Source organism: Gemmatimonadaceae bacterium, assembly GCA_036273715.1.
Taxonomy (GTDB): Bacteria; Gemmatimonadota; Gemmatimonadetes; order Gemmatimonadales; family Gemmatimonadaceae; genus JADGGM01.
Genome location: DASUHB010000011.1, coordinates 1 through 26,765 on the forward strand (window position 1 = coordinate 1; position 26,765 = coordinate 26,765).

The window sequence follows — 26,765 nt, forward strand, 5'->3', positions numbered from 1 at the left end:
AGGCGGAGGCCGCGAAGCTCTTTCACGTCACCCAGCCGCGGATCTCTGACCTCACGCGGGGCAAAATCGAGCGGTTCAGCATCGATACTCTGGTCGAAATGCTCGCCCGGACAGGCGTCGACGTGCGAACTGGCCAACTACCATCAGTTAGGCGAAGAGAGCTCGTCCAGGTACACTTCCAAGGCCGCGAATTGTACCTGTGGTAGCGCGTCGAGCGCCTGCATTGCCGCAAACACTCCATTTTCCGAGGCGTCGTCGGGGACCTTCACGTAGTAGGTGCCGATGCTGCCATCACGGCTGTGCATGCCCCCGACCACTACTCCGTTCACGAACGCGATCGCGAGCTGCCGCTCCGCGAGTGTCGCCGTTGGCCGAAACACCACAATGACGATCCGCTTCGCGAAATGGCCTGGTGAGCTATCAGTGGGAGGGGCGATGTTCGTGTCGGCGCGGACCCACGACGGCACGGTATCGGGCGGCAGCAAGGCAACACTCTGCTCGGCGGGGAAATCCGTCGTCACGAGGATGTCGAGACTCACGGTAGCCACCGTATTCGGCACGCGGAGCTCCCACCGCTTTGCGGTGCTGTGCGCGCCGGACGCCACGATCTGGTCGTAGGCGAAGCAGGGTTGATTCGGCGCGGTGACATGAGCCACGCCATCGGCGTTGATCACGCTGACGGCTCCTGTGCCCTGCGTTGCACGGATCGCGGTCACCAAAATATCCGAGCCTGTTACGCTCGTGCCGTCGAGCGTGCCGATCGCTTGTCCTAACGAGTTGTGCAGGGATGCGTCGAACGACCACACCTGCCTGACGCTATCCTGCACAAGGTTGGTCGCCAGGAACTCCCCATACCGACCCGCCGGCGAGCGCGCCACGTGTGTGCTGTCATCCGTTCGAGGGGCAGGAGCGGCGGGCACACACGATATCGCGCTCGCTCTCCGTGAGAGCGTGCAGGTTGCGGTCAGCAAAACCGGGCGTGCTCCGACCGCGCGCATGGCCATCGGTCTCGCCACCGGAGCAGGAACCGGGTCAACGCGATGGCAAGCGAACATGCTCAGGAGACAGGCGAGCATTGCGAGCATGGTGTCCCTACCAAACCATTGGTTGCACAGATGGAGATCAGGTGCCTGCATCGAGGAACGCGCGTCGCACGCGCGCGTCGACGGCCTGACTATCGAGCTCGGGATGCTGGCGCGCAATCCACGCCGCCTTGAGCTGCCATGCCGTACGTCGCAACGCATCGCTCGCGAGCAGCTTACGTTCTGGGCTCATCTCCTTGAGTAACCGGTCCTGCATTTCGAGCACGGTGTGGGGCATTGCCGCTTTGGCCTCTCGTTCGCGCCACAATGTCTCTCGCCTTGACGGACGCATACGATCAAAGTACTACCGCAAGTGCACGCGGGCGAAGCTCCCGGTAGATTGATGCGTCATGCAGTCAGCGGCCTGTTCCTGCTCGCGACCTGTTAGGACTCGGCTGCACGCAGGCGCACCAACACGAATTCGACCAGCGCCCCGAAAGGCACTTCCACTTCGTGAGCAAGACGTGCGTTGCGACGGCTCGCTGGGTTGGACGAGCTGGCAGCCCGCCGAGCGAGCACGATGTCATGAATGGCCAGAGCGAACGGATCGTCAAGAAGCCCGGGAGAACACCATCTCTTTCCCGGTGTGCCATTCGTACGCATTCGCGTACGCGCAGGGACCCGCGAAGTCGGACTTCCCAACTTGACGTAATCGGGCCGGCCCACACCTGGGCCAGGACTCAGACCACCTTGCCGCAGGGCGAGAGACCGCCGTACACTGGAGAAGTGCGCTGGCGAGGGAGTCGGACTGCTTGACGATGGCGGCATAGAACACGGGACAGAGGCGACAGGAGAACCTGATGCAAACGAACCAACTTCCTATCCACAGCGACCCGGATATCCTGGGGGGCACGCCCGTCTTCGTCGGCACGCGCGTGCCGGTGCAAACGCTGCTGGACTACTTGGAGGCCGGCGACCCGCTCGACGAGTTCCTACAGGACTTTCCGAGTGTGTCGCGCGAACAGGCCGTTGCAGTTCTCGAGCTCGCGAAGGAGATGCTCCTCGCGCGCGCTGCGGCGGCGTGACCTCACCGCCACGCCGCGTTCTCCTCGACGAGTGCGTGCCCCGACGGTTCGAGAGGGATCTCCACGGACTCGATGTCTCGCACGTAGTGAGCGAAGGATGGGCGGGCCGGCGCAACGGTGATCTCCTGCGTCTGATGCGCGAACGCGGCTTCGCAACACTCGTCACCGTTGATCGGAATCTCGCGTTCCAGCAGAACGTCGCTGCCACCGGGCTGGCCGTGGTCGTCGTACACGCCCGATCGAATCGCGTGGAGGACCTACGCCGGCTCGCGCCTGTCATCCTCGCAGCAATTGCCCGCACACCCGCCGGGCACGTGACGCGCGTTAGCGCCTAACCGCTCGACGCCGGGCGCGTGATGTCGAATGTCGAGAGGTAGTCATGCCGAGAGGTCGGCGATATGACAACGCATTCGAGGCCGTCGGCTTCGATCATGTCGAAGCGGAGCATCTTCGTATCCGCGCCGATCTGATGCTCGAGGCGTCGACGTGACAGTGAAAGTTCGCCGCGGCAAGCATGCCGCCTGACACCGGGCGTATCATGCATCACACGCAGGCCCTTTCAGCATCGCGTGGTGGTGCGATACACAGGCAACGTCACCCTTCCCGTACGCCGCGTGGCACACGACACTCGATCGCTCTCTGACACGCTTGCCGACCGACGGATCAGCCACGTCGACGCTATCCCATCCGGCGGCATCGCCATTCACTTCATCGATGGAACGCGCCTAACGGTTAGCCCCGAGCCCGCGGGTTTCACGGTTAGGTTTCACGAGGCGGCGCGCCGCCCACGGGGGGCCGGCGATCCGTCGGTACGGCAGCGCCAATATCTCGAGTTCATCGTGCGCTACCTCGTGCGGTTCGGAATCGCGCCCGCGGAAAGCGACATTCAGGCCTACTTCCGGGTATCGGCTCCCTCGGTGCACGAGATGATCAAGACCTTGGAGCGTCGCGGTTTCATCGCTCGCGGCCGCGATTTCAACGGCCAGGCACTCCCGCGCTCGATTCGCGTTCTGATCGATCTCACGTAGCATCACCGCGCATGCGTGCTCCCTCGACGCGGAACCAATGACATCGTGCCCGTGGCGGTCATTACCCGTCTCGGCCGGATTTCAAACCCGGCGCCCAATTCGTCGTGCTCGGCGACCGAGACGTAGTGATCCTCAAGGTCCTACAGCAGCCGGACAAGCGAGAGTTCGCCATGCTCGTCGAGCAGGCTCGCCTTGCGGCTAAACAAAGCGGTATGCGGCGCGGGGACGTCGCACGAGCCGTCGCGAGCAGCCGCCGCGCGCGTGGTCGCAAGTAAGACAGCCTCGACCGCCGGTGATTGCACCATCTTCGTGGCCCGCGCCTCTCCCCGTCATCTTCGACACGAACGTGCTCCTGTCGGGAATCTTCTTCGGTGGCGTGCCTGGACGCCTGCTCACCGCTTGGCAGGAAAGCCGGATGCAACTTGTGCTCTCGCCTGACATTCTCGCGGAGGACTACGAGGCCGCCGCAGTTCTCTCGACCCGCTACCCGGCGATCACCGGCCTCGATGCAATACTGGCGCTCGTGACGCAAACGGCAACCGTTGTCGATGCGCCCGCTCTTTCCTATGGTGTCTCGGCCGATCCGGAAGACGACAAGTTCCTGGCATGTGCGATTGCCGCACGTGTACCAACGATTGTGTCAGGTGATAAGCACTTGCTCCGCCTAAACGGCTGGGCCGGTCTCGCGATCGTCACACCACGCCAATTGCTGGAACGTTACCTCGAAACCCCCAAGCGGGAGGGTGACGGATAGTACCCACTCGTGCGGCTTACATTCGATCGATCACGGTGTTCACCACCAAGGCGTTGGTAAGGCCGCTCCGCCTGTCGCTCGCGCCACAGTCTCTCGACCCTCAGAGACTCACACGTGAGAGGTGTGCCCAACACCCATACGGCCTAATACGCGCGCCGGGCCAACCCACCCCGCCTGCAACATGTCGGCGGCCCCTTTCCGCTCTTGCGCACCGCTGGAGCACGCGCGCAAGCTGCATAATATGCGTGACGATCGCCCGCCCTTCCTCGACTCGCTGTTGGACGAACTCAAGACCCACCGACCGTACGTGTCCATGGCGCACGCGCAGCGCGTCGCCGATCGCCTTACGCGCGCCTATAACGACCGCCCCCAGGCAGACCTTGGCGGCCTCTCGCCTAACCAAATGCGCGAGCTCCTCGACGCGGATTGGAGCGCGCCCAACAGCGCGCTCATGCTCGACGACACGCTGTCGGTCGACGACGTGGCCCAGGCACCGATGGTTACCGACGCGCGCTTCATCCTCGACTATGTCGCCACCCATGGGCCGCTCCGGACGAGAGCCACCGTTACTGCGGTGCGCCTGACCGTCATTCACGGGAAGGCAGTCGTCGCTTACCTCGCACAAAAGCTACCGCGACATTGGCTGCCGGCCGCATGTCACTTCTGACCTGACCGCGTGAGCCTTGATGCCGCATAGGCGAAGCGCGTGATGCGAATTCCGACCTGGCATCGTCGACTCGCTGTCAGATGACAGTGATAGGTTCACCATTGCAAGAGGCCGTGGCACGCTGCCGTTCCATCGGCACGACATTGCTGTCGGCGCCAACGAGAGTGACCCAATGACTGACGCCGCGTCGAGTACGAGACATGGACCTCCAGAGATCGGCGACGATGTTGAGCTCGCCGACGCTCTCTCAGCTGGCGACATCGTGTACGTCGACCGAGTTGGACCCTCACGCGTGTTGGTTCATGCCGTGACGAAGGAAGTTCTCCAGGCGTTTAGCGGCCCGCTCTTCATACTCGAGTTAGGCAACTGTCCGAGCTCGGCCCGCTTCCGTCCCGTGAGCCGTGACGACCTGGAATAGGAAAGTCGTCAGTCACGTAAGGCAAGTGCACACCTCACCAATCATTCCAGGCAACAGCCATGAGCGCCAGCGACATCGCGGCGTGCTATCTCGAAGCATGGACCTCAGCAGCCGAACGGTTCTCGTCGGCATTCAGCGACTTGCAAAAGGCCGCGATCAATATCCCCGATGGCGAAGTCCACGACGTATTGGCCTGCGCTTATTGGGCGTCGTGGGAGTATCTACGAAGGATTTGCAAAAGCAGCCGAACGGATCTGCGAAAGACGTGCAGAATTCACGGACCGGCCGAAGATGAACCGAGCGCTGGATCAGCCACGGGGTTCTTTTTCGAGCACCTCGTCCCGGCGCTTGTGCTCCCGCGCATTCTGAGCGCCACGGGTGCCATTGAAGTGGAGTTCAACAGATGCGGCCATCGAAGGGGCGAGACGATTCCACGCCGCCCGGACATCTACCTCAGGGGTCCAACAGGACGCGAAGTAGTGTTGGAACTCAAGCAGTCAGTGAGGCGCCCCACGTATCACAACCTACAAGACATTCGCGCAAGACACAAAAAAGTCGGGATCTGCTATCTCGTCATCGGCGGTCACCTTTGTCTCGGTAGAGACGCGCTTAACCAGCTGCGGGAAGAGAAATGGGCCGCATTCGTCGACGCCAAGGATAAGGCGACGCTCGTCGGCTTGCCAACCGTGGACGACCACATTCGGACCGCCGTACAGCAGCTTCGAGGAGAGCCCTGAATCAGCGAGCGCGTATGCGATGGCGTTAGGCCGCAACCCGCCTACAAGCGAAGCCAGGTTCGACAGCCACTAGCCTGCGTGATCGCCGGCTCGGTGGAGAGTCGCTCGAAGGCGTGCGTGTCGCCTTGAATGATGCCATCGAAAATCACAGCAGGCTGCTTCCAACAAAGCAATGGACCGCTCCGCGCCGGCGACATAGCGCAACAGCCCTGCGACTATGCAGCGTCGCTCCAGCGTTATCGCTCGATTCGGGCCATGTTTCCCTCCTCGTGTCGCTCGCCAGCAGCCGGAGTGAGGTTGTTCAGTCGGTCGATCTGACGGGCGCTCAGCTCGACGCGGTCGGCCGCGATGTTCTCCTCGACGCGGGACACGTGCTTGGTACCAGGAATTGGGGCGATGTTGTCGCCCTGCGTTAGGAGCCAGGCCAGAGCCACTTGCGCCGGCGTCACGCCCGCCTCCGCGGCCACCGCCTTTACTTCGTCCACGATGCGCAGATTGCGCTTGAAGTTCTCGCCGGAGAAGCGTGGGTTGGTCTTGCGCCAGTCGTCGTCGGAGAGCTGTTCGGGCGAGCGTATCTCACCTGTAAGAAAGCCGTGGCCGAGCGGCGAGTAAGGAACGAAGCCGATGCCCAGTTGGCGCAGCAGCGGCAGCAGTTCCGCCTCCGGGTTACGCGTCCACAGGGAGTACTCGGTCTGCAGCGCGGACACCGGGTGCACAGCGTGGGCGCGGCGGATTGTGCTGGGACCGGCCTCGGACAGACCGATGTAGCGGACCTTCCCCTCGCCGACAAGTTCGGCCAGAACGCCGACGGTTTCCTCGATGGGTGTTTTGGGATCGACCCTGTGCTGATAGTACAGGTCGATGTGGTCGGTGCCGAGCCGTCTCAGCGACCCTTCGACCGCCACACGGACGTTCGCTGGGCTGCTGTCGAGCACGCCCGGGCCGCCGCTGGAGTGCGAGACGAGGCCGAACTTTGTCGCCAACACAACCTGGTTGCGGCGATCCCTGATCGCTCGGCCGACGAGTTCCTCGTTGGTATACGGACCATAGATCTCGGCGGTGTCTAGGTGAGTGACGCCCAGGTCCAGTGCCCGATGGATGGTGCGGATGGACTCCGCGTCACTGCCTGCACCGATGTTGTAGTACCCGGCCATCGTCATCGCGCCCAGCCCTATGCGCGAGACCTCGAGTCCTCCGATCGAGACGTGTTTCATCGCGATGTGTCTCCGTTTGCAGAATGGTTTGTGCATTTCCGACCAGACGTTCATTTGCTCATTTCTGCTTTAGTGCGACGAACGGATGGTAGCGCTGTCCAGGCGGTGCGTCCCTGCCTGATCAAGGAGAACTCTTGCCTATTGCTCCACGTCTCTGGAGGAACGTTCCGCGGGGCGCTACCGTACAGACATGGCGAATAACGTGTCTACTCATCGGAAACGCGCAGCTACTCAATTCCATCGCAGTCGATCCGCATCGGCCGAACGCGAGGAGACTGAGGTAGTTGCCGAAGCTCTACGGCGCGAGCTTGCGAAGGTGCTCGAGCGCCGGACGAATTCCGAAGGGCGGAACGAGACCGCGATCAGGGAGTTGAAGCTGTATCGGTATTCACAACCAACCGAATCGGCGAACGTCCTCATGGAGCCGGCGGTGTACGTTGTGGTGCAAGGGCGAAAGGAAGTGACGGTGGGCAACGAGACGTACTTCTACGACCAGTCACAGTACCTCGCGGTCTCGGTGGATCTACCTGCCGTCGGGCGTGTCTTCGAAGCGAGCCCGGGTAGGCCGTACCTATGTATGACTCTCAGTGTGGACCCGCGGGACCTCGCGGCACTGATCGTGGAAACGGGACGGCAGGCACCGCGAGACGATCACGACGGACGAGGCCTCTACGTGAGCGCGCTACGGGCTCCGCTGCTCGACGGGTTCCTTCGCCTGGTGCGGCTGCTCGATGCGCCGCAAGATCTCCCGGTGCTGGCACCGCTCATTCTGCGAGAGCTCCACTACAGACTTCTCCAGAGCGAACAGTTTGGACGCTTGGCTCAGATGGCGATCGGTGATGGGCGACTGCGCCGGGTGTCTGGGGCGATTGCGTGGATCAAGGAACACTTCTCGGAACCGCTCCGGATCGACGCACTCGCGAAGCGAGTCAACATGAGCCCGTCGGCACTCCATCACTACTTCAAGTCGGTTTGCGCAATGAGTCCGGTTCAATACCAGAAGCATCTGCGCCTGCAGGAGGCTCGTCGTCTCCTTCTTTCCGAAGCTACGAGTGCGGAAGCCGTTGCCTATGAGGTGGGTTACGCGAGCGCGTCGCAGTTCAATCGGGAGTACGTCCGGCTATTTGGTCAGCCGCCGCGTCGGGACGCCGAGCGTTTGCGCGCGGCAGCCTCTCGGTAAGGGTGTCGGCCATGGTGTCCGTTCACATGAGCAAGACGTTGGCGCAAGCACGTCATTGAGCGCGGCACGCCGCGGGATGTTGATGAAAGCCGATTCGGGAAGATGCGTACTCTCAGTACAGTCGTGCTTGCAATCGGACTCGGAGTTGCTTCGGCTTTGCCTGTCGCCGCCCAGGTCGATTCGACGTGGGCCGAACCTTTTCCACCGTTCCATATCGCCGGGAATCTCTACTACGTCGGCACGAAAGCCCTCGCCAGCTACCTCGTCACGACGCCTAACGGACTGATCCTGATCAACAGCGACCTCGAGCAGAACGTCCCACAAATCAAAGCGAGCATCGAGCACCTCGGCTTCAAGTTCAGCGACGTCAAGATCCTCCTGATCAGCCACGCACACTTTGACCACGACGCTGGAAGCGCCAGGATCAAGGCGCTCACCGGCGCCAAGTACATGGTGATGGACGCCGACGTGCCGGTCGTCGAGTCCGGCGGGAAACTCGACTTTCAGTATGGCACCGACGCGTCATCGCTCTACCCCCCGACCACCGTCGATCGCGTCTTGCACGACAGCGACCACGTCACGCTCGGCGACGCCACGCTCGTGGCGCATCTGACGCCCGGTCACACCAAGGGCTGCACGACGTGGACGATGACAGTCAGAGAGGGCGCGAAGACATACGACGTCGTCATCGTCGGCAGTCCGAACGTCAACCCCGGGTACAAGCTCGTCGGCAACGCGCAGTACCCGGCGATCGCACAGGATTTCGAGAAGACATTTCGTGTGCTGAAGGCGCTGCCATGCGACATCTTCCTCGGCGCGCATGGCGCGTACTTCGACATGGAGAAGAAGTACGAGAAGTTCAAAGCCGGCGACGCGACGGCGTTCGTGGACCCCGCGGGCTACAAGGCGTACGTCGCCGAACGCGAGGAGGCGTTTCGCACGGCGCTCAAGAAGCAAATGGGAAACTGACGCCTGAACCCCAGACCTTCTTCGATACCTGCCATTCGGGGATCGGCGATTAGACAACGGAACAAAATGTCCTCTTCTGGCGTAAATCAGAAGAGGACATTATCTTTTCTGGCGGGGTGATCCATGAGACACCGGCCTGGCAACTGCATTCGAACTTCCGGAGCCGTGGCGGAAATCCTGGCGGCTCAAGATTCGCGACAGAGAGACGGTAGAACCGCCTCACGTAACGCTATTGCGCGGCACGAAGTCCTGGCGAATCAACCTCAGAACGGGCCAGTTTCTCGATCGCACACCGGCTCCCAGGGAGGTTCCACGGCAATTGCTAAGACACGTGCTCGGTCGCTTCGACGAGTTCATCTCCGTCTGGGGCGAACTGTATCCTCTGAATCCTGTGCAATCACTGGAGCGCGACTCCGATGATGAAGACTAGCTCTGGCGTTACCAAGAGAAGCGCCTCCCGAAGCGAGCGATCGAAGCGCGAGATGAGATTCGGGAGTCATTGCGTGTACTTCGTTGATACGCAGAGGAAGCGGCGCCAGAAGAAGTCACAGCGCTTGTGGAAAGCGGTGTGCAGACATACCTGCTTGCTGGACAATGACGATGACTTGCTCTCGTCGTTCCAGCATGCGAGTCCGAGATCGATTTGGCTATCGTTTGATTCAAGCGCGTTTAGTTCGCTTGCGAATCACATCTCCGTCTTTCAGAGCGAACATCGGCTGCTCGTCTTTAGCGAGGTGGCGGAGGCAACGCGGCATGTCCTGAACGTCTACTTTCGCCATGTACTCGCAGCAAAGGAAGCGATTAGCTATCTAGACGCGAAGGAACTTGCTGAGGTCTTGGTTGCTCCAAATCGAGCCGACTTGTTCATTGGCGGAACGGTCGACATGAAGGATGAAGCCGTTGTTCTGTACAAAGGAACGATCGATCCGTTGGTTGTGCCGCTCGCATGGTTTGTTGGCCAGAGTAGCTCGAGTCCCAAAGCAGACCCGCAAAAATTCCAAGTCTCCGACTTCGGGCAAACAGTAAAACTCGGAGAGTTCGAGGCTGCTTCAGATGCGATCCTGTACGAATTCGATTCTGACTTCCGGCGTCGGCGCAAGAAAGAGCTGCTAAAGGAAGACAAATCGCTTGGAGCGTCGATTCGCCGACTACGTCTTCAAAAGAACCTTCGGCGCGATGACTTCCCTGGAATCTCCGCCAAGACGATCGCGAGAATCGAGCGGAATGAGATCGGCGCGCCACAAGCACAGACCTTGGCTGCGATTGCGTCTCGCCTTGATGTAAAGGAATCGGATCTCGGGTCGTACTAACGCTCGCTGGATATGGCGCCTGGCGCCTTCCAACGCGCCCAAGCTCGCTGATCTTCGCCAAGCGGCCCTTGCGAACCCGCCGTCTTGCGGAACCCGCCTACTCACGCGACCTCTAGTTGGTCCTGCCGCCACCCCAAGCTCTGAGCTCAGAATGTCGCCCCTACCAGACCCTTTGATCACGGCCTCGCCCGAGCGCTTGGGAGGCACGCCGGTATTCGCAGGCACTCGCGTCCCGGTGCAGTCATTGATCGACTACCTGGAAGCTGGCCATCCGCTCGACCAGTTCCTGGACGAATTTCCAGCTGTCACCCGCGAGCATGCGGTCGCTGTCTTGGAGCTCGCCAAGCAGGCGCTGATCACGCCAGCGGCATAGTCGTTCGCGCGCATCTTGCTCGATGGCAACTTGCCGCGAGCCTTCGGCACGTTGCGGCCCCGGGCACCGAGTTGACATCGTGCATCAACGACGCCGGTCGGATCTCGTCACGTGGCGCGCGGAGGACAAAATCGCTCATTTACTGGATGCAGACATCGCCGGCACATATCGACAAACTGCCGGAAGTCTTCAGTGATATGATCCCAACGAGAGCGCTGACCAGCTCGAGGAGACACGTGTGAGAACGTGCTCGCTAGGTCCAGCCGGCAAAGTGTCGTTCCTATTCGCAGTGGCACTGACCGTTCCGGGCGCTACCGGTGCCAGTACAGGAATCGGCGAGCAACAGTCCGGCTGTGAACCTTACGACTCGACATGGATCGGCGAGCTAAGCGAATACCAGGCGCTGGCATCTGATACTGATTCAATCACGGCTGTCGGCCGCACACTTTTTCATCTGCCGCAACTCCCGAAGGATTCAGTCTCGCTCGTGAGCGACTCCGCGACATGCATGCGAGCAGTTCTGGCGTACATACGGCCGGAATCTCGACGTTCCGGATACGATAACTCCTCGCCGGGTCATTCTCGTTCGATTCGGACCTACGCGGTACGTCGTCGGCGACCCGCACGCCACCGCTGGGGATTCACAATCGATATGGTCTTTGACAGCTCGTTTACCACTGTCCTCGCAACCTTCGCCAAGTAACGATGTGACTTGTTTGACCGAAACTGCGGGGCGTTAAGACATGGACGAGGATGAACTGTCGCGTCATCCGATCGCATCATCCCAGACATGCTCCCCCGGGGGCAATCGTGACAGTTCGCGTGCTGGGTCGGAGCGGCGTGTTCTTTCTGATCGCGGTCACGGCTGTGGTGGAATCCTCCGGTACATCCGCAGGCGCCGTTGTGGGACAACTGCAGTCCGGCTGTATTGCCCTCGACTAGGCATGGAACGCATCCACGCGAGTCTACCAACGTCTCGTGTCGGACACTGATTCAGTCAGCGCCAACGATCGGATGCGCTGGAATCTGCCACAGCTACCAGCGGACTCTGTATCAGTTGTCACGGACTCTGCGACGTGCGCGCGCGCAGCGTTAGCATATGGGCCATCTGACGGCCGGCTGACACGACGCAATTGAGGGAAGCTCCTTACCTTTGAATTGACATGCGGAAGGACTTGATACGCACCGCGCAACTACTCGACCGTGATGTCGAGCGGACACTCGGCGCGCGCCATCGCAAGATCGTGCGCTTCGAAACCAGCGTCGTCGCGATTCTCGATGGGCCCGATATCGATGACGTCCTGGTCGAACACGTGCAGCAAACCGTTCATCACACGGTGAATTCGACATGGCCGGCATGTCCGCTGCATTCGAAGCATCCCCTCTGGTACGAAGACGGTGCATGGTGGTGCACGCAGGACCACGTGCGCATCGCCGCCCTCGGCGAACTTTCCGCGCCGCCGGCTCAACGGTGACGGTTGGTTTTTTTCTGGATTCGGCCTGACCGATTCGCCTTCAGATCGACCTGAAGTAGTATGCCCAGGGCGGGTCGTCGCTCGGCGCAGTCTTGCCTCAGCCGCGCCGCGCCGACTTCCTCGGCCGTCCTCCCTTCGCACCATTCGCCCGCGCCGCGGCGGCCTTGAGACGACTCGTCGTCCGCCCCGCAAGACGGGCAAGTTCGCTTCGTTGCTGCGCGCGGCCGAGCGAGGACAGCAAAAGACCCGGCACGCTCAGATCAATGTCTAACGCTTCCCAATGGAGGCCGCTGCCACCGGGACTCACTTCCACGGCCGCGAGCTGCTCGGGTCGCGCCTTGGCCAGCGCCGGGATCGCATCGGTCGGGAAGCCGAAGACGTATCCCATGGTGAGCTCGATCATGACACGCCCCGTTGGGCGGTCGTAGCGCGCCGAGATGGCTCGACGCCCGGTGCGGCGCGCACGAGCCTCACGCGCACGCGCGGCCGGAATCTGAGCCAGGATCGCGGCCTTCGATGTCCGCCGTTCGTTAGTCATGGTACTTCCTCCAGCACTGCAGGAGATGAGCGGTGTGCCGCTCCACGAGATGGCATGCGGCCGTAATGTCCGCGCCTCGCGGAGCACTGTCGGCACTTTACATGATAACCCAACTGATAGGTTAGCGCAAAGGACCGCCTGGCCGCGCACGACGGTGATCTCCTTCGCCATGCCCTCATCGGCGCGCGCCGTAGAGTCGTCCGCGTCCGCGGCCACCTTGCTCTGTCTACGCAACGTGGTCAAGTTCCGTACATGGCCGCTCCCATTCTCGACTTCAGCCATTTGACTCCGGAAGAGCGTATCGAGCTCGCCGAGCAGCTATGGGACAGCTTGGATCCAGGAGATGTCGCGCCGACTACTGAGCAGGTCGCGGAGCTCAGGCGACGCCGAGCCGAGCTCCAAGCGGACGGCGACCTTGGCGAGCCGGGAGACGAGACGCTGGACGAGATTGCCCAGCGCGGCGAGTGACGCCGCACTTTTTCGTTCGGCGAGCGGTCCGCGCCGATATTGCAGAAGCCTTCCGCTGGTATGAACGCCGGAGCGCCGGTTAGGACACGAGTTTCTGCGCTCCGTTCGAGTGGCGTTCGTGGAGATCGGGACGCGCGCCAGAACAATATCCGATTGCCGTGGATGATGTCCACGACATCGGTGACGATGTGCGCAGCTAACGCAACTGAGCATGAGCGTCCTGCGACGAGAAGGTGAGCCGCCGATGCTCACGTGACCGCCAGGATGAGTTCACCGCCCGGAAGGCACGCGCGCAAACGTGCTGACCTTCGGCGAGGCGGCTCGTGCGAACCCGCCGTCTGGCGGAACTCGCCTCTTCACGCGACCTTTGACTGGTCCTGCCGCCGGCCCGCCCTTGGCACGCCCGCCGTCTCCGATTCACCCCGCATGAGCACAACCGACACGCTGAGCGAGTCGCTCGCCGGCCAGTACCGCATCGACCGCGAGATCGGCGCCGGTGGGATGGCGACCGTGTATCTGGCGCACGACCTCCGCCACGAACGCAAGGTCGCCATAAAAGTGCTGCGCCCCGAGCTCGCCGCCGTGATCGGCGCCGAGCGCTTTCTGCGCGAAATCAGAACCATCGCGACGCTGCAGCATCCCCACATTTTGGGCCTCATCGACTCGGGCCAGGTGGGCGGCACGGCGTTCTACGTGATGCCGTTCGTCGACGGGGAATCGCTGCGCGACCGGCTCGCCCGCGAAAAGCAGCTGCCGGTGCCCGACGCCGTGCGCATCGCGCGCGAGGTGGCAGCCGCGCTCGACTACGCGCACCGACACGGCATCATCCATCGCGACATCAAGCCGGAGAACATCCTGCTGCACGACGGCAGCGCGCTCGTCGCTGACTTCGGGATCGCGCTCGCGGTGAGCGAGGCCGGCGGCGCGCGGATGACCGAGACCGGCATGTCGTTGGGCACGCCGCACTACATGAGCCCCGAGCAGGCCATGGGCGAGCGCGACATCACCGCGCGCAGCGACATCTACGCGTTAGGCGCGACGACCTACGAGATGCTGGTGGGCGAGCCCCCGTTCACCGGCCCGACCGCGCAGTCGATCGTCGCCAAGGTGATGACGGCCGAGCCGGCGGCGCCGAGCAGCGTGCGGCGCACGGTGCCGCGTTCGGTCAACAGCGCGGTGCTGACCGCGCTCGAGAAGCTGCCGGCCGACCGGTTCGGGACCGCCGGCGAATTCGCGGCGGCGCTCTCGGATGAGCCCGGGACCGCCGGCCGCGCCGCGAGCGCCGCCGCGCGCGCCGATGCTCCGTTAGGCGGGCCAAGCCCCGCGCCGTGGCGGCGGATCGCCGCGGGACTCTTCGGCGTCGTTGTGGCGCTGGCGGCCCTGGGCGCCTGGGCGGTGGCCACCCGCGCCACGCCCGGACCAACGGTGTACGACGCCGCGCTGCCCGACAGCGCGACCATGTCGGCGGAAGGCACGTCCTCCATGACCAGCTACGGGACGGCCATGCGGTCCCTCTCCGTTGCGCCTAACGGAGAGTTCGTGGTGTACGCCGCCCTCGAGGGCGACTCGACCACGCTCTGGTATCGGAGCCTGAAGAACGCGGCCGCCCGGCCGATCGCGGGCACGATGGGCGCCTTCGGACCGCGCGTCTCGCCCGACGGCAACCGCGTCGCCTTCATCAAGGCCGGTCGGGTGATGGTCGTGCCGGTCGCCGGCGGCCAGGCCCGGCCGGTGTTCGAGGGCACGACGGTCATGGACCTCACGTGGCTCTCGGCCACGCAGTTGCTGGCGATGGACGAGGACGGATATCGCTACAACTGGCTCGACCCGGACCAGGGGCTGCTCCGCTCCAAGCGTGGCGCCCGGTGCGCGCACGGCGTGTGGGCATCGGCCATGCGGCGGCTGATCTGCTCCCTCGTGCCTAACGGAAGCGTCGTGGATCCCGACGCCGGGACCGGGTGGGCGCTGCGCGCGCCGCGCGCCGACGGCTCGCCCGGCGCCACGCTTCCCGGGTCCGACTACCGGCTCTTGGGCAAGCGCTATCTGCTCTACCTCTCGGTCGAGGGCGACGTGCGCGCCGCCAGCTACGACCCCGATCGCCATCTCGCCGGCCGCTCGGTCACGGTGCTCACGGGGGTCCGGAGCGATGCGGTGGGCGACGCGCAATACGACCTCACGGCTAACGGAACGCTGGTCTACGCGCCGGGCGCCGATGCCGGCATCGGCCGCATGGCCCGCTTGGCGCCGCGCGATACCGCGCGTCCGTTCGACATGCCGGCCGCGGCCTATCAACGATTCGACTTGAGCCCGGACGGCCGTTGGCTCGCCTTTGTCGTGCTAACGAACGAGGGCGACGAGCTACACGTTCGGGACCTGCGCACCGGGCAACAGCTCTCGTGGTTCCGCGCCGAGTACATCCGACAGCCGCTGTGGAGCCGTGATGGGACGCGTATTCTGGTGTGGGCGCGCGACTCCACCCGCGCCGCCATTGTCATGGGTTCGCCGAGCTCGGGGCTCCCGCCGGACACGCTGATGGCGGCGACGGCTCCCGCATCAGTGCCCCAACCGCTCGATTTTCAATCGGAGCACACGGCGCTCGCCCAGGATGTCGTCTCCTCGACCGTGTTCTCCTTCGACCCATCGGCCCATCCGCTGCGCTTCGAGGCGGTCGCGCGCGACGTTCCGTTCGCGACCCTTTCGCCTAACGGTCGGCACCTGGTCGTACAGACGGGCCAGACGGGGCGTATCATCGTGTCGCAGTTTCCCAAGGCAGCCAGACAGTGGCAGGTGGCCGACGGCGGTGTCGAGCCCATCTGGCTGTCCGACACGCAGCTGCTCTATCGGCAAGGCGTCTCGTGGTACAGCGTCGCGATCGACTCCGTCACCGGTGCGCCCGAGGGATCGCCGGTGCTCTGGGCGCGCGACCCGCGGTTTTCGGACACGGCGGGTTGGTCCAATCGCGTGTCGCACGATGGCGGAATCATCTATATGCAGGAGCCGGCCCAGCGCAGCGCGTCGTACCTGCGCGTCGTGCCCAACTGGGTGGCGCAGGTGAAAGCGGCGGTCGACCGCGCGCAACGCTGAGTGTCGATGGTTCGGCGGCGGCTCTCCCCGCGGCAGCCTTGAGGCGACTTGCCCAGCCGAGTGTCAGACCCGCTGCTGGATGTTAAACGCGTGGTCGTTAGTAGGTTCTTGCCCAAGTCCATTCGCTGCGCAGCGACAGACGCTCTAGCCACGACTCCAACGCTGCTTGATCGATCGCTTCACCACTGATCCGAAGCATCGCGGAAATGTCCCGCAGGTGTCGCTCCGAACCACCGTCACGAAAGTAGACGAGCTTCATCAAGATCACGTACTCGATCGGTGCCACCCATACCGTTTCGGCAGCCATAGGCGCTGCCCACCGCCGGTGACCATGTAGCGGATGCCAGTCGCGTTCAGGCGCTGTAGGAAGTGTGTGTAGAGGTCAGGCGCCGGCATCGAGGAACGTGCGCCGCACGCGCGCGTCAATGGCCTCCGCGTCGAGCTCCGGATGCTGGCGCGCAACCCATGCGGCCTTGAGCTGCCACGCGCTGCGGCGCAGTGCATCGCTGACGAGCAGCTTGCGTTCCGGACTCATCTCCTTGAGCAAGCGGTCCTGAACTTCGAGCACCGAGGGAGGCATGGACCACTCCGCGTGACGTTCGCGCCGCAGTCTCTCGCTCTTGAGAGACCAACACGTACGAAAGATACTACCGTAAGCCCGTGAAGGCTAATGCGCGTCGACCAGTAGTGGTTCAGTTTCGGCGGCAGAGAAGTCTTCGTGTACGGGTCCGACCTTTCTCAACGGTCCCCGATCCTTACGGCTTCCCCTCGTGCGCGCCTAACGCCGACAGCCGCTGCCGCGCCTGCGCCACCCGCGGCTGCAGATCGGGATCGGCGTTCGCCCAGAAGGCAATGAACCGCTGATCGTGCGCCGCCGCCCGCGCCACATCGCCGCGCGCCTCGTAGAGCTCGCCTAACCGCTCGGGCGCCAGCGCCAACGCCAACGGATCGGTCTCCACCAGCCGGTTGTAGTACGGCGTCGCGATGAACGCCTCGTACTGCGCGATCGCCGAGTCCGACTGCCCAGCGGCATCGAACGCACGCGCGAGCTCGAGCGGCAAGCACGGCGCGCACTCCGTGGCCGGACGATTGTCGTAGGCCGTGTCGCCCCGGCGAAACTCGGCCAGCGCCCGATCGGCATGGCGCTCGGCCAGCGCGATCTCGCCTAACGTCGTGTGCAGCGCCGCGCCCTGCACCCGCAAGAGCGCCGCGTCGGTCACCTGCACTCGAAGATTGCGTCGGAGCGCACGGCGCAGTGCTGATGCCTAACGAATTGGGTTGGGCACACGCTCTATGACGCCCAACGCTCTCGATGCCCGAGCGACTCACCTCGAATGCATACGAAGACGGGGCGGCCTACCTCGCCCGCTGGACGACGAGCGCCTGAAAGCGCGGGTCGTCGTGGATGCTGCGCCATTCCCAACTGTGCTCGTCATCGAAGCCCACGGCGCGCGCCGGATTTGCGCTGAGGTACAACGCCAGCGCCGTGATCGCCTTGTCCTTGTTTCCCAATGAGCGCCCAGTCCAGCGCCGCGTACTGCGAGACATCCTTCGTGGGATCGATGTCGGCTCGATCGTCAAGCCGGTCGAGCACGCGCGCCGCGCTGTCGCGCAGGCCAGCTCCGAACAACCCACCCGCGGCGAGCGGGATGCCGAACAGCTTCTCGTACGGACGGTCCGGCGGCGAGGACAGCTTCACCATGGAATCGACCATCGCCCACGGCTCCGATGGGTTCACCTTCACGGCGCCGGTCGGCATCAGCCAGAGCTTGCACTCCACGAATCGCGGGTCCGCGCGAAAGCGTCCCGCCCCCACGTCGCACCAGTGAATGGCGTCGGGGAATTGCTCCAGATCGAACGACGTGGTGAACAGCCGCCAGACAATCAGGTTCGCGTCGCTCAGGTACGCGTCTTCGTCATAGGCCCGTCGCGCGGCCAGCTTGGCGCTCACCACGTCGTTGTACTGGTAGTACAGATGACTGAGGATGGACCATGCTTCCGGTTGGTTAGGCGCGATCTGCGTGGCGGTTTCGAGGTCGGAGCGGGCCGCGTCGAGCAGGGCTTTCGCCTTCGTCGGATCCGGTTCGACCGCCATGAGCCAGAGCCAGTAACGCAGCTCGCCGCGCAGGCGGTAGGCGTCGGCGCTCCGCGGCGCGTCCGCGAGCGCCCGCTTGGCATGCACCAGGCCGCTGTCCACCCACTGCTTCACGCGGAGTTGGTCGCCGCTGAAGAAGCGCGAGGTCCAGTAGTCGATCGTTCCGCGCAGCACAGAGATCGCAGCCCACTTGGGATCGAGCGGCTCCGCGGCGGCCAGCGTGGAATCTGCACGCCTGAAGTCGCGCAGCATCGCCGCGGTGTCGTTCGCCAGACGCGCGCGATCCCCGTCCGCCTGAAGCAGCTTTGCGCGCTGTAGCAGCGACCAGGCCTGCGAATTGCTCGCGCCCGCTCGTTCGGTGCGCAGCGCGACCTCCTCGCCGAGGCGCGCGCGCAGGAAGCGTGCGACCCGTGCCGCGAGCGTGTCGGTGAGCGCAAGGGGCTGCGCGGCGGGCACCTCGAACGTGGCGTGTTGGAGATCGGCGCCGCCGGCATCCTCGAGCATCACCTTCACGGCCATCCGGTCGCCCCGCCGGTCCACGCTGCCGTCGACAAGCGTTCCGACATTGAGCACCCGCGCGATGCTGTCCCGTGGGACATCCTTGCCGCGGAAGAGCGCGGAGCCGTTGCTCGAGGTGACGATCAGCTGCGGGATGGCCGAGAGCCGGTCGATCAGCGCGTCCGTTAGGCCGTCGGCGAGATACGCCAACTTCCCGTCCTTGCTCCGGTCCTGGAAATAGAGCACGGCCACGCGGTGCGGATCGGGACCGCCGGGACCGCCTGCCGGTGACGCGCTGCCGCGGGTGCGCCACACGAAGATGCCGACCGGGCCGAGCACCGCCGCGACGATGGCGCCGATCGCGGTGAGCCGGCGGCGCGAGCGCCGACGCGACGTCGCGCCTCGTGCCGTGGGTTGCACGAGACCGGACTGTGTCTCCGGGTGACGCAGCGCCTCGGCGAACTCCGCGGCGGACGCGTATCGGTCCACGGCGGACTTGGAGAGCGCTTTGCGGAGGATCGCCTCGATCTCCGGCGACACGGTGCCGCGGATGATGGTGAGCGACGGCACGCTCTCGAGCGCGTGGCGCGCGATGATGGCCTGCGCGGTGGGACCGGTGAACGGCGGCTGGCCGCCCAGCATCTCGTACGTCACGCACGCCAGGCTGTACACGTCGCTCCGGCCGTCGAGCGAGCGCTCGGCCATCGCCTGCTCGGGGCTCATGTAGGTGGGCGTACCGAGCGAGATGCCGGTCTGCGTTAGGCGTTGCTCGCCCGCCGCGCTCATGGCGTGGGCGATCCCGAAGTCGGCGAGGAGGGCGACGTTCCCGTCGAGGAGAATGTTCTCGGGCTTGATGTCGCGGTGGACGATGCCGCTTCGGTGCGCCGACTCGAGCGCGGCCGCGATGTCGCAGGTGATCCGGATGGCGTCGTCCATCGGGAGCATCCGCTCACGGCTGAGGCGATCGCGCAGCGACTCCCCCGCCACGTAGGGCATCACATAGTACAGGGATTCACCCGTCTGGCCCCAGTCGCGGACGGGCAGGATGTTGGGGTGGCTGAGGCGGGTGGTGAGCTCGATCTCGCGCCGGAATCGTTGGGCACCGAGCATTTGCGAGACGTCGGCGATCAGCACCTTGATAGCGACGGTGCTCGCGTCCGCGCGATCGCGGGCGAGGTAGACGGTCGCCATGCCACCGCGGCCGATCTCACGTTCGACATCGTAGCGGTCGTTGAGGACTGCGCGAAGCACTGCTAGGGGCGATGACATTCCGCGCGTGAGGCGTTCTTCCGAGGGGCGGCTCGCAGGCCGGCAGGGACATACCATGTTGGTGCGTCGGCGCCGATCTCGCAAGGTCGCGTGCGGGTGCGCGCGTTGCGCCTAACGATAGGGGCGTTGGGCAGCCGCCCCGCGACTCATTTTGTGAGAGGTGCAGATTCGCTTTGTCGGGGCGCACGCCACGCGACCGAAACAATGTACGATAGACCGCGCGTCGCAACAAAATAATGCGCGAAGCCGTGACGATTCAGGCTCCAGATTCCAGCAGCCGGCGCAGACCAGCCTGATAGAACCGGCCCGTGATCACCTTCGCGTCACTGCGGAGATGCACGACATAGGTGCCCTTTCCGTAGCGTTCGATCTTGACCACGCAACGCGTGTTGATGAGGGCTGTTCGCCGCACACGCAAGAAGGTATCGGCGGCCAGACGCCGCGCGACGCGATCCATGGTAGTCCGGATCACATACGCGCGACCGCCGCTATGCACGTGTACATAATTGCCTGCGCTCTCGATCCACTCGACTTGGCTGGAATCGAGCAAGCGGAGTCCCTCTCCATCTCGCACCGTGAGGCGTTGTGCCGGCACGGGCGCCACACTTGGCGCCAAGCCAGTCGGCAAATGCGCCAAAAGCCCTTCCAGCCGATCACCGAGTGAAGCCCCGCGCTGCAACGACAGAAAAGATGCGGCCCGGTCGAGCGCTTCCCGCAGACGGTCAGGATCAACGGGCTTGAGGACATAATCGAGCGCATGCACCTCGAACGCCTTGACTGCGTGCCGGTCATACGCTGTCACGAAGATCACCAGCGGCATTTCGTCGACGCCGATGTCTTCGATGATCTCGAATGCCGTCGTGCGCCCCAGCTGCACATCCAGTAACACGATGTCCGGCTTGCGCTCGAGAATCATCGCAACCGCGTCGTCGCGCCGGCCGCACTCGCCAACACACGTCATGTCCGGCAAGCGGTCTAGCGCGCGCCGGAGCACGTGCCGCGCCAGAGGCTCATCGTCCACAACCAGCACCTTCATGGCGACCCGGCCCAGGGCAACCGAATCACAACGCTGGTGCCTTGCAGTCGCGAGCCGTCACGCTGCGCCGACAGCTCGACCGTCGCTCGTGAGCCGTAGAGATGGTGCAGCCGCGCTCGGCTGTTTCCAAGTCCGACGCCTTCACGTACCGGACTCACACGTGCGACGCCAGGTCCAGCGTCTTCGACTCGAATGACCAATTGATCTGCCTCTCGGTGAGCGGACAGTCGAATCGTGGTATGGCCATCGTCGGACTCCCCGTACTCGATCGCGTTCTCCAGCAGCGGCTGCAAGAGGAACACAGGCACTCGCGCGCCTAACGCACCTGGCTCTATGTCGACATCGATGACCAATTGGTCTCCGAAACGCACGCGCTGGATGTCCAGATAATCGTTGAGGAAGGTCAACTCGGTCTGAAGCGGAACCTCGTGCGAGTCTTCGTCGAGACTGCGCCTAAGGAGCGAGGACAGCCGCAACAACATCCGGTGAGCTTTGTCGCCCTGCGGTACGAGCGCCGAGATGGCGTTCAGTGTATTGAAGAGAAAGTGAGGCCGGAGCTGTGATCGTAAGGCATCGAGTTTCGACCGGTTGAGCTCCGACTCCAGTTCGGCGTAGAGACGTCGGAACCGCAGCGTCGAATCCACCGCTGCGACCAGCCAATAGAAGAACACACCAGTAAACGCACCCCATGCCAACGCTGTCGGATTGGCGATGACTTTCAGTGCCACGTGCGACCCCCCCAAGCCGGACAGATACAACGAGAAAGACATGACGCCGAGCGTGAGCGCCGTCTGGACAACAGCGATCACGATCGAGATGGTGGCGTGAAGGAGAATCGGTCGATACATGGGCTTTGTGTCGAGTGGCCAACGACGCACGGCCAAGACGACGACTGGAGTTAGGAGAGCCCATAGCCCCCAGAAAAGCAGCGCGGCGATGACGGTCTGTCCGATGTCGACGGGCTGACCGGAATGGAGCTGCGTCAGCACCAGTTGCGCCGTGATCAGCGTGCCGACCAAGAGCACGAGCGCCACGATCGGGGTGATCCGCATTCTGTCCGCTGCCATGCGACATCATGCGACGATGATCCGACGGCGGCAACCGGTGCCGTTTGTCACCCGAGGAGATCAGTCGATCAGCGTGACGCCATCGTCCGTCCCACAAGGCTTGTCGACACCACGGAGCGACCATTAGCCTGTCATCCGTCGTCAGCGGGCTGCAGACACGTCCCAAAACGGAGGACTGTATGAAGCGCGAGCGCACCGTGCAGGTCGTCTTGGTCTTGGTGGGCCTGTTGTATTTGACCTGGGCCTATATCACGTTCGATAACCTGTGGCACCTCACTTGGCTTCAGAAGCATCAGGATTCCATGCCGATGTTCACGAGCCTAAACGCCGTGCTCGGGGTCTTTCTGTTACTGGCTGTGAAGGAGCCGGCAAAACATCGCTCGCTCATCGCCTATGGGGCGTGGTCAAGCCTTGCCCATGCGTTCACGATGGCAATCATGTCGGTCGAGGCCTGGTCCCACGGGATGCACAGGCAGGATGGCCCCTTTGACATTGTGTTCATTGGCGCTATTGGAGTCGTGCTCCTTGTAGTCCGTCCGGCAAAGGAGCCATCAACGGCCGGCACGGAGAAACTTCAATACGCCCGGGCGGCCGTGCAGCTTGATCCACCGGGGGCGTAGGAGACTGCACGACGTGGACAATGAGAGTCACAGAGGGGCGCGAAGATGTACGACGTCGTCATCGTCGGCAGTCCTAACGTGAACGCCGGCTACACGCTCGTCGGCAACGCGCAGTACCCGGCAATCGCGCAGGACGTTGAAAAGACATTTCGTTTGCTCAACGGGCTGCCATGCGACATCTTCCTCGGCGCCATTCTGGCTTACGAGTGAATCGCGACTGACTGCGCCCACGAGCACTTCCTAACCGAGAGCATCAGCCGCATGGCGACACTCAACTACGAGATCACGATCAGCGGCGGCGTTCGCGCCGTCGACGCGGAGACGGGTGCCGAGGTCGCCACGTGTCCAGCGACCGGCACCATGGTCGTGCAACTGCTTCGACCCGCGTCGGGCGTGATCGTGCTGGAATCGTACTACCACTATCCGCGGGCGAGGTCGAATGTCTACTATCTCGACTCGCAGCTCAAAGAGGTCTGGCGGGCCGAACGTCCCTCGGCGTCCGATGCGTACGTGAGTGCAGGGTGGCTGGGCAACGGCGTGCTTCGCTGCGCCACGTGGGAGTGCTGGACCTGCGACATCGACTCTGCGTCGGGGCGCATCCTGCGGAAGGTGTTTACCAAGTAGGGATGATTCTCGACTGACGCGGCCTGTCGAAGACGTTGTCCCCTGCCGCCCACTAGAGATTCTGGATCATCTTCCGGTAGCTGGGTCGGCTCAGCGCCACGATGCGCGGCACGTCGCGCGGATCGCTTCGCGCGAGAACGAGCCGCCCGCTTGGACGCGACGTCGGCTCCGGCACCGATCGCAATGCCGGCCGTATCACTCGATGGCTCGCCTGGCACAGAGGACAACACGAGTGCATCGCCCACCGCACCGCGAACGCGATCGAGCAAACGCGGCCCGAAGCAGCTCCTGACCCGAATCACGATGCGCGACATCGATCCGCCCATTTGGCGGCTCGTTACCGTTCCGGATGCCTTCACGCTTCACCAATTTCATCGCGTCCTGCAAATCGTGTTCAGCCGCCTGGACTACCACCTCTTTGCCTTCGAGCTCGCTGCGCGGCGCTTCGAGATGCAGGATCCAGAAGCCGAATACGAAACGGAGGATGCTGCGTCGACCGCGCTTCGCCACCTCGACCTGCGCGCGGGTTCCGAATTCGTGTACATCTACGATTTCGGCGACGACTGGCATCACGACATTCGCGTCGAGAAGGTTCTCCCGATGCCGTCGGAGCGAAGCCCCGATTGGTCGCCCCGTCTGTTAGGCGGTGCGCGAGCCGCGCCGCCGGAGGATGCGGGCGGGCCGCTCGGATACGCGAACATGCTCACGGCGCTGCGTGACCCGGGACACCCGGAACACACCGAGTATGTCAATTGGCTCCCGCGCCACTACGACCCGGAGCGATTCGACGCGTGGTCACTGGATCACGCGCTCGCGCTCGTGGTCGCCTGGGGCGCGATTTAGGCACAGCTCGGCCGCCAGCCGAGCCACGTACACCGTCGCACTCCAACCGTTGACAACGCGTCGGTAACGCCCGCTCGTCGCTGGAGGTAACGGCGCCTTGATACCATTGGCCCGTCACCGAGCACGGCTCCGCCATAAGATTAGCCGAGCGGCTCGGCCAACCGGAGAACATGGTTGACCATTGCCTCGTGCCGCCGCACCGTCGCGATCGCGCTCCTGGCTGCCGCCATCGCACCATCCGCGTGCAAGAAAAGTCCGGCGCCGCCGCCATCGCAGACTTCCGCGTCCCCGCCGGTTACGCCGGGACCGGCCCAACAACAGAGCGCCACCCAAGCACCCGAGTGGCTCGACCATCCACAGGCATCCCCGGGCACCACGGTGCTCACCGCCATCGATCCAAAAACGCTCACGAAGAGCGAAGTGCAGTTCGGCGTAGCGCCCAAGCGAAGTCCCGACGTCGAGTATCAACCCGGCGTGATCATCATGGAGCACGGCGATCAGGCGATCCGTGCCGTGGGCGGCGACGGGATGTCGTGGACCTTCGACGCCAACGCGCCCAACGTGAGCGATTTCCAGGAAGGAAAGATCGTGTTCGCCACCGGACGTGCGGTGGGCCGGATCCTGAAGCTCGAACGCAGCGGCTCGACGGTGACGGCCATCCTCGGACCGGTCCAGCTCACCGACCTGATCAAGAACGGCCGGTTCGTCATGGACCAGGCCGTGGACGCCGACAAGATGATCACGTACGTCGCACGCGACTATCCGGGCCTCGACAACGACAGCGGGGCCGCGAAGTCCGCGAGCCTGGGCGCGCCTAACGCACAGTCGGGCGGTGAGGAAACGGTGGTCATCTCGCGCATCGACCGCGGCCGGTGGACGCCCGCCTCGATGTCGCGCACCGGCGCCGACGGGCGGCGTGTCACGTACCGCCGCCGCGGCCGGCGGTGGGTCGGGGCGCAGACGTCCGACCTGAATCAGTGGTCCGGCGCCAGCGCCGCCGGCGGGCTGCGTACGTTAGGCGCCGTCCGGCAGATCGTTCCCCTGCCCTCGCCGCAGCAGGGGCTGGGCGCGATTCCGTCGCTGACGGCCGACGATCACAACACGGTGTTGAAGCCGGTGGCGAGCAATTCCGGCGTCGGACTCCAGTACTACTACACGAACCCGGCGGGCCTGGCCGTGACCGCGTCGGGAACGGTGACGCTGAACAAGCCGCAGATCGAGTGCGTGCTCAGGTTCTTGAACGGCAAGGTGGACAGCGCCGGCATCAGCCTCAAAGGATCGGCAGGCGTGCACCTGATGCTCGATTCACACAGTCCGACGACCAAGTTCGTGAACATCCACATCAAGCACTGGGTGCCGGTCGACTTCAGCATTCCGTTAGGCGGGCCCGTTCCTTTTGCGCTCACGTTCGCGACGTTGTTCGACGTGAATTCCGGCATCAGCGCCCAGTCCACGATCCTCCGGGCGGAGGGACAATACGACTTCGGCGGCCGGATCTGGGCGGGACGCGCCGGCAGCACGTGGTCGATCTCGGCGCCGAGTGAGCCGAAGATCGTCACCGATCTCACGGAATCGCTGAGCAACATATCGGTGGGAATCAATTCGTTCGCGATGGCGTTCTCGATCCGCGCCCTGGTGGGCGTCGGCGCATTTGGATTCAACGCCGGTGTCTACGCGGCAATCCGATTCGGCGGAAGCATTCTCGGCTCGCCCACCGAAGCGTTCCCCTGCCGCCAGGCGACGCTCGGCGCGAATCTCGACTCCGGCATTGGCTGGCAAACGCCGGGCTGGGTCGCGGCGGCAATCAACGTGTTTCTCAAGCCGATCACAGGAACTGCCCTCGATGCGGTAGGCAACGTATGGACGTGGCCATCGCAGTCGATTTTCAATTATGGAAGACAGATTCCCGACGGGTGTGCATCGGCGGCGAAAAAGACGTAGCGCGCGCGCTGTGCGATCACACTCGGACTCACGCCAGCTGCGCGACACGGCGTATCGGGCGCTGACGTACGAACTTTAGGTGCGCGAGTCGATCGATGCGGGGCTTGCAGATGTTGCCGCCGGCCGAACGGTCGCTCATGACCAAGTGAGAGCTCGCTTGCGCGGTATTTTGCGCAGAGCGTCGTGAGTCGGCCAATCCACTGGTCAGAAACTGCTCTTGAGCACCTGGCTGATATCGCGCGCCATGTCGCGCGCACATCTCCGCTTTACGCAGAGCGCATGGTCCAGCCATCGCGAATAGACATTCTCGCGGTGATTCATAGCCGTCGTGAAATCGAATGGCCGTGCTAGCGACCCTGCATGCTCACGCCCTCGAATAACCGCTCGCCGTGGCCATACACTATCGGCGCAATGTGCAGCCACACCTCCGCCTGAACGTACTCGCCGACC

General features: G+C 63.7%; 28 protein-coding genes. 16 read left to right on the plus strand and 12 right to left on the minus strand.

Annotated features, from left to right (window positions below):
• Window positions 1–143 precede the first annotated feature (143 nt).
• A complete protein-coding gene (locus tag VFW04_01165) occupies window positions 144–878 on the minus strand; it encodes a hypothetical protein (GenBank protein ID HEX5177912.1) in 735 nt (244 codons plus the stop codon).
• 244 nt (window positions 879–1,122) lie between these two features.
• Complete coding sequence (locus VFW04_01170; GenBank protein ID HEX5177913.1) at window positions 1,123–1,320, minus strand: hypothetical protein; 198 nt, start codon at window positions 1,318–1,320, stop codon at window positions 1,123–1,125.
• Between the two features lie 562 nt (window positions 1,321–1,882).
• Here VFW04_01170 and VFW04_01175 point away from each other — a divergent pair.
• Window positions 1,883–2,107 carry a DUF433 domain-containing protein gene (locus tag VFW04_01175; protein ID HEX5177914.1) on the plus strand — a complete coding sequence of 75 codons (225 nt, stop codon included), beginning with the start codon at window positions 1,883–1,885 and terminating at the stop codon, window positions 2,105–2,107.
• Window positions 2,108–2,109: 2 nt separating this feature from the next.
• Here VFW04_01175 and VFW04_01180 read toward each other — a convergent pair whose 3' ends face one another.
• Window positions 2,110–2,340 (minus strand): hypothetical protein, encoded by a 231-nt coding sequence (locus VFW04_01180; protein HEX5177915.1) that lies wholly within the window; start codon window positions 2,338–2,340, stop codon window positions 2,110–2,112.
• 381 nt (window positions 2,341–2,721) lie between these two features.
• Here VFW04_01180 and VFW04_01185 point away from each other — a divergent pair, with 381 nt between their 5' ends.
• The 4 genes from VFW04_01185 (at window position 2,722) to VFW04_01200 (ending at window position 5,711) form a co-directional block, all read left to right on the plus strand.
• Window positions 2,722–3,135: a hypothetical protein gene (locus VFW04_01185; protein HEX5177916.1), complete on the plus strand. Its 414-nt coding sequence runs from the start codon at window positions 2,722–2,724 to the stop codon at window positions 3,133–3,135.
• A 292-nt stretch (window positions 3,136–3,427) separates the two neighbouring features.
• On the plus strand, window positions 3,428–3,889 hold the full coding sequence (locus VFW04_01190) for a putative toxin-antitoxin system toxin component, PIN family (GenBank protein ID HEX5177917.1): 462 nt from the start codon (window positions 3,428–3,430) through the stop codon (window positions 3,887–3,889).
• A 241-nt stretch (window positions 3,890–4,130) separates the two neighbouring features.
• Window positions 4,131–4,556 (plus strand): hypothetical protein, encoded by a 426-nt coding sequence (locus VFW04_01195; protein HEX5177918.1) that lies wholly within the window; start codon window positions 4,131–4,133, stop codon window positions 4,554–4,556.
• A gap of 477 nt (window positions 4,557–5,033) precedes the next feature.
• Window positions 5,034–5,711, plus strand: a complete 678-nt coding sequence (locus VFW04_01200; protein ID HEX5177919.1) for a hypothetical protein — start codon at window positions 5,034–5,036, stop codon at window positions 5,709–5,711.
• Window positions 5,712–5,947: 236 nt separating this feature from the next.
• On the opposite strand, the gene VFW04_01205 is transcribed toward VFW04_01200, so the two are convergent.
• Window positions 5,948–6,925 carry an aldo/keto reductase gene (locus VFW04_01205; protein HEX5177920.1) on the minus strand — a complete coding sequence of 326 codons (978 nt, stop codon included), beginning with the start codon at window positions 6,923–6,925 and terminating at the stop codon, window positions 5,948–5,950.
• A 316-nt stretch (window positions 6,926–7,241) separates the two neighbouring features.
• Here VFW04_01205 and VFW04_01210 point away from each other — a divergent pair, with 316 nt between their 5' ends.
• The 4 genes from VFW04_01210 (at window position 7,242) to VFW04_01225 (ending at window position 10,757) form a co-directional block, all read left to right on the plus strand.
• Complete coding sequence (locus VFW04_01210; GenBank protein HEX5177921.1) at window positions 7,242–8,105, plus strand: AraC family transcriptional regulator; 864 nt, start codon at window positions 7,242–7,244, stop codon at window positions 8,103–8,105.
• A 156-nt stretch (window positions 8,106–8,261) separates the two neighbouring features.
• On the plus strand, window positions 8,262–9,074 hold the full coding sequence (gene bla, locus VFW04_01215; GenBank protein HEX5177922.1) for a subclass B3 metallo-beta-lactamase: 813 nt from the start codon (window positions 8,262–8,264) through the stop codon (window positions 9,072–9,074).
• A gap of 503 nt (window positions 9,075–9,577) precedes the next feature.
• Entirely contained in the window at window positions 9,578–10,384 is an 807-nt protein-coding gene (locus tag VFW04_01220; GenBank protein ID HEX5177923.1) for a helix-turn-helix domain-containing protein, read from the plus strand.
• 151 nt (window positions 10,385–10,535) lie between these two features.
• On the plus strand, window positions 10,536–10,757 hold the full coding sequence (locus VFW04_01225) for a DUF433 domain-containing protein (GenBank protein ID HEX5177924.1): 222 nt from the start codon (window positions 10,536–10,538) through the stop codon (window positions 10,755–10,757).
• A gap of 1,193 nt (window positions 10,758–11,950) precedes the next feature.
• On the opposite strand, the gene VFW04_01230 is transcribed toward VFW04_01225, so the two are convergent.
• Both VFW04_01230 and VFW04_01235 read right to left on the minus strand, forming a co-directional pair.
• Entirely contained in the window at window positions 11,951–12,088 is a 138-nt protein-coding gene (locus VFW04_01230) for a hypothetical protein (GenBank protein HEX5177925.1), read from the minus strand.
• A gap of 241 nt (window positions 12,089–12,329) precedes the next feature.
• On the minus strand, window positions 12,330–12,770 hold the full coding sequence (locus VFW04_01235) for a DUF2442 domain-containing protein (protein HEX5177926.1): 441 nt from the start codon (window positions 12,768–12,770) through the stop codon (window positions 12,330–12,332).
• A 252-nt stretch (window positions 12,771–13,022) separates the two neighbouring features.
• Between VFW04_01235 and VFW04_01240 the strand changes: the two genes are divergently transcribed.
• Window positions 13,023–13,238: an addiction module protein gene (locus tag VFW04_01240; GenBank protein HEX5177927.1), complete on the plus strand. Its 216-nt coding sequence runs from the start codon at window positions 13,023–13,025 to the stop codon at window positions 13,236–13,238.
• A 426-nt stretch (window positions 13,239–13,664) separates the two neighbouring features.
• Entirely contained in the window at window positions 13,665–16,322 is a 2,658-nt protein-coding gene (locus VFW04_01245) for a protein kinase (GenBank protein HEX5177928.1), read from the plus strand.
• A 97-nt stretch (window positions 16,323–16,419) separates the two neighbouring features.
• Here the strand turns inward: VFW04_01245 and VFW04_01250 are convergent, their stop codons facing one another.
• From VFW04_01250 to VFW04_01275, 6 genes are all read right to left on the minus strand, one after another.
• Window positions 16,420–16,629 carry a hypothetical protein gene (locus VFW04_01250; GenBank protein ID HEX5177929.1) on the minus strand — a complete coding sequence of 70 codons (210 nt, stop codon included), beginning with the start codon at window positions 16,627–16,629 and terminating at the stop codon, window positions 16,420–16,422.
• Between the two features lie 75 nt (window positions 16,630–16,704).
• Window positions 16,705–16,902 carry a hypothetical protein gene (locus tag VFW04_01255; protein ID HEX5177930.1) on the minus strand — a complete coding sequence of 66 codons (198 nt, stop codon included), beginning with the start codon at window positions 16,900–16,902 and terminating at the stop codon, window positions 16,705–16,707.
• Window positions 16,903–17,077: 175 nt separating this feature from the next.
• On the minus strand, window positions 17,078–17,542 hold the full coding sequence (locus tag VFW04_01260) for a hypothetical protein (protein ID HEX5177931.1): 465 nt from the start codon (window positions 17,540–17,542) through the stop codon (window positions 17,078–17,080).
• Between the two features lie 212 nt (window positions 17,543–17,754).
• Entirely contained in the window at window positions 17,755–20,166 is a 2,412-nt protein-coding gene (locus tag VFW04_01265) for a protein kinase (protein ID HEX5177932.1), read from the minus strand.
• A 274-nt stretch (window positions 20,167–20,440) separates the two neighbouring features.
• Window positions 20,441–21,220, minus strand: a complete 780-nt coding sequence (locus tag VFW04_01270) for a LytTR family DNA-binding domain-containing protein (protein HEX5177933.1) — start codon at window positions 21,218–21,220, stop codon at window positions 20,441–20,443.
• The gene (locus VFW04_01275) at window positions 21,217–22,254 is read right to left on the minus strand and encodes a histidine kinase (GenBank protein ID HEX5177934.1); all 1,038 of its coding nucleotides are present in this window, start codon (window positions 22,252–22,254) and stop codon (window positions 21,217–21,219) included. Before VFW04_01275 ends, VFW04_01270 begins: the two co-directional genes overlap by 4 nt.
• Window positions 22,255–22,466: 212 nt before the next feature.
• On the opposite strand from VFW04_01275, the gene VFW04_01280 reads away from it, so the two are divergent.
• From VFW04_01280 to VFW04_01300, 5 genes are all read left to right on the plus strand, one after another.
• Window positions 22,467–22,907 (plus strand): DUF6632 domain-containing protein, encoded by a 441-nt coding sequence (locus tag VFW04_01280; GenBank protein HEX5177935.1) that lies wholly within the window; start codon window positions 22,467–22,469, stop codon window positions 22,905–22,907.
• Between the two features lie 45 nt (window positions 22,908–22,952).
• Window positions 22,953–23,117, plus strand: a complete 165-nt coding sequence (locus VFW04_01285) for a hypothetical protein (protein HEX5177936.1) — start codon at window positions 22,953–22,955, stop codon at window positions 23,115–23,117.
• A 51-nt stretch (window positions 23,118–23,168) separates the two neighbouring features.
• Window positions 23,169–23,531 carry a hypothetical protein gene (locus VFW04_01290; protein HEX5177937.1) on the plus strand — a complete coding sequence of 121 codons (363 nt, stop codon included), beginning with the start codon at window positions 23,169–23,171 and terminating at the stop codon, window positions 23,529–23,531.
• Window positions 23,532–23,834: 303 nt separating this feature from the next.
• Window positions 23,835–24,374, plus strand: a complete 540-nt coding sequence (locus VFW04_01295; GenBank protein HEX5177938.1) for a plasmid pRiA4b ORF-3 family protein — start codon at window positions 23,835–23,837, stop codon at window positions 24,372–24,374.
• Window positions 24,375–24,548: 174 nt separating this feature from the next.
• Window positions 24,549–26,315 carry a hypothetical protein gene (locus tag VFW04_01300; protein HEX5177939.1) on the plus strand — a complete coding sequence of 589 codons (1,767 nt, stop codon included), beginning with the start codon at window positions 24,549–24,551 and terminating at the stop codon, window positions 26,313–26,315.
• Window positions 26,316–26,765 lie beyond the last annotated feature (450 nt).

Bases quoted from the DNA above. Each gene is read 5' to 3' on its own strand.
- VFW04_01170 (HEX5177913.1), bottom strand. From the start codon at position 1,320: ATGCCCCACACCGTGCTCGAAATGCAGGACCGGTTACTCAAGGAGATG.
- VFW04_01175 (HEX5177914.1), top strand. From the start codon at position 1,883: ATGCAAACGAACCAACTTCCTATCCACAGCGACCCGGATATCCTGGGG.
- VFW04_01195 (HEX5177918.1), top strand. From the start codon at position 4,131: ATGCGTGACGATCGCCCGCCCTTCCTCGACTCGCTGTTGGACGAACTC.
- VFW04_01200 (HEX5177919.1), top strand. From the start codon at position 5,034: ATGAGCGCCAGCGACATCGCGGCGTGCTATCTCGAAGCATGGACCTCA.
- VFW04_01205 (HEX5177920.1), bottom strand. From the start codon at position 6,925: ATGAAACACGTCTCGATCGGAGGACTCGAGGTCTCGCGCATAGGGCTG.
- VFW04_01225 (HEX5177924.1), top strand. From the start codon at position 10,536: ATGTCGCCCCTACCAGACCCTTTGATCACGGCCTCGCCCGAGCGCTTG.
- VFW04_01230 (HEX5177925.1), bottom strand. From the start codon at position 12,088: ATGAACGGTTTGCTGCACGTGTTCGACCAGGACGTCATCGATATCGGG.
- VFW04_01235 (HEX5177926.1), bottom strand. From the start codon at position 12,770: ATGACTAACGAACGGCGGACATCGAAGGCCGCGATCCTGGCTCAGATT.
- VFW04_01240 (HEX5177927.1), top strand. From the start codon at position 13,023: ATGGCCGCTCCCATTCTCGACTTCAGCCATTTGACTCCGGAAGAGCGT.
- VFW04_01245 (HEX5177928.1), top strand. From the start codon at position 13,665: ATGAGCACAACCGACACGCTGAGCGAGTCGCTCGCCGGCCAGTACCGC.
- VFW04_01250 (HEX5177929.1), bottom strand. From the start codon at position 16,629: ATGGCTGCCGAAACGGTATGGGTGGCACCGATCGAGTACGTGATCTTG.
- VFW04_01255 (HEX5177930.1), bottom strand. From the start codon at position 16,902: ATGCCTCCCTCGGTGCTCGAAGTTCAGGACCGCTTGCTCAAGGAGATG.
- VFW04_01270 (HEX5177933.1), bottom strand. From the start codon at position 21,220: ATGAAGGTGCTGGTTGTGGACGATGAGCCTCTGGCGCGGCACGTGCTC.
- VFW04_01280 (HEX5177935.1), top strand. From the start codon at position 22,467: ATGAAGCGCGAGCGCACCGTGCAGGTCGTCTTGGTCTTGGTGGGCCTG.
- VFW04_01285 (HEX5177936.1), top strand. From the start codon at position 22,953: ATGTACGACGTCGTCATCGTCGGCAGTCCTAACGTGAACGCCGGCTAC.
- VFW04_01290 (HEX5177937.1), top strand. From the start codon at position 23,169: ATGGCGACACTCAACTACGAGATCACGATCAGCGGCGGCGTTCGCGCC.
- VFW04_01295 (HEX5177938.1), top strand. From the start codon at position 23,835: ATGCGCGACATCGATCCGCCCATTTGGCGGCTCGTTACCGTTCCGGAT.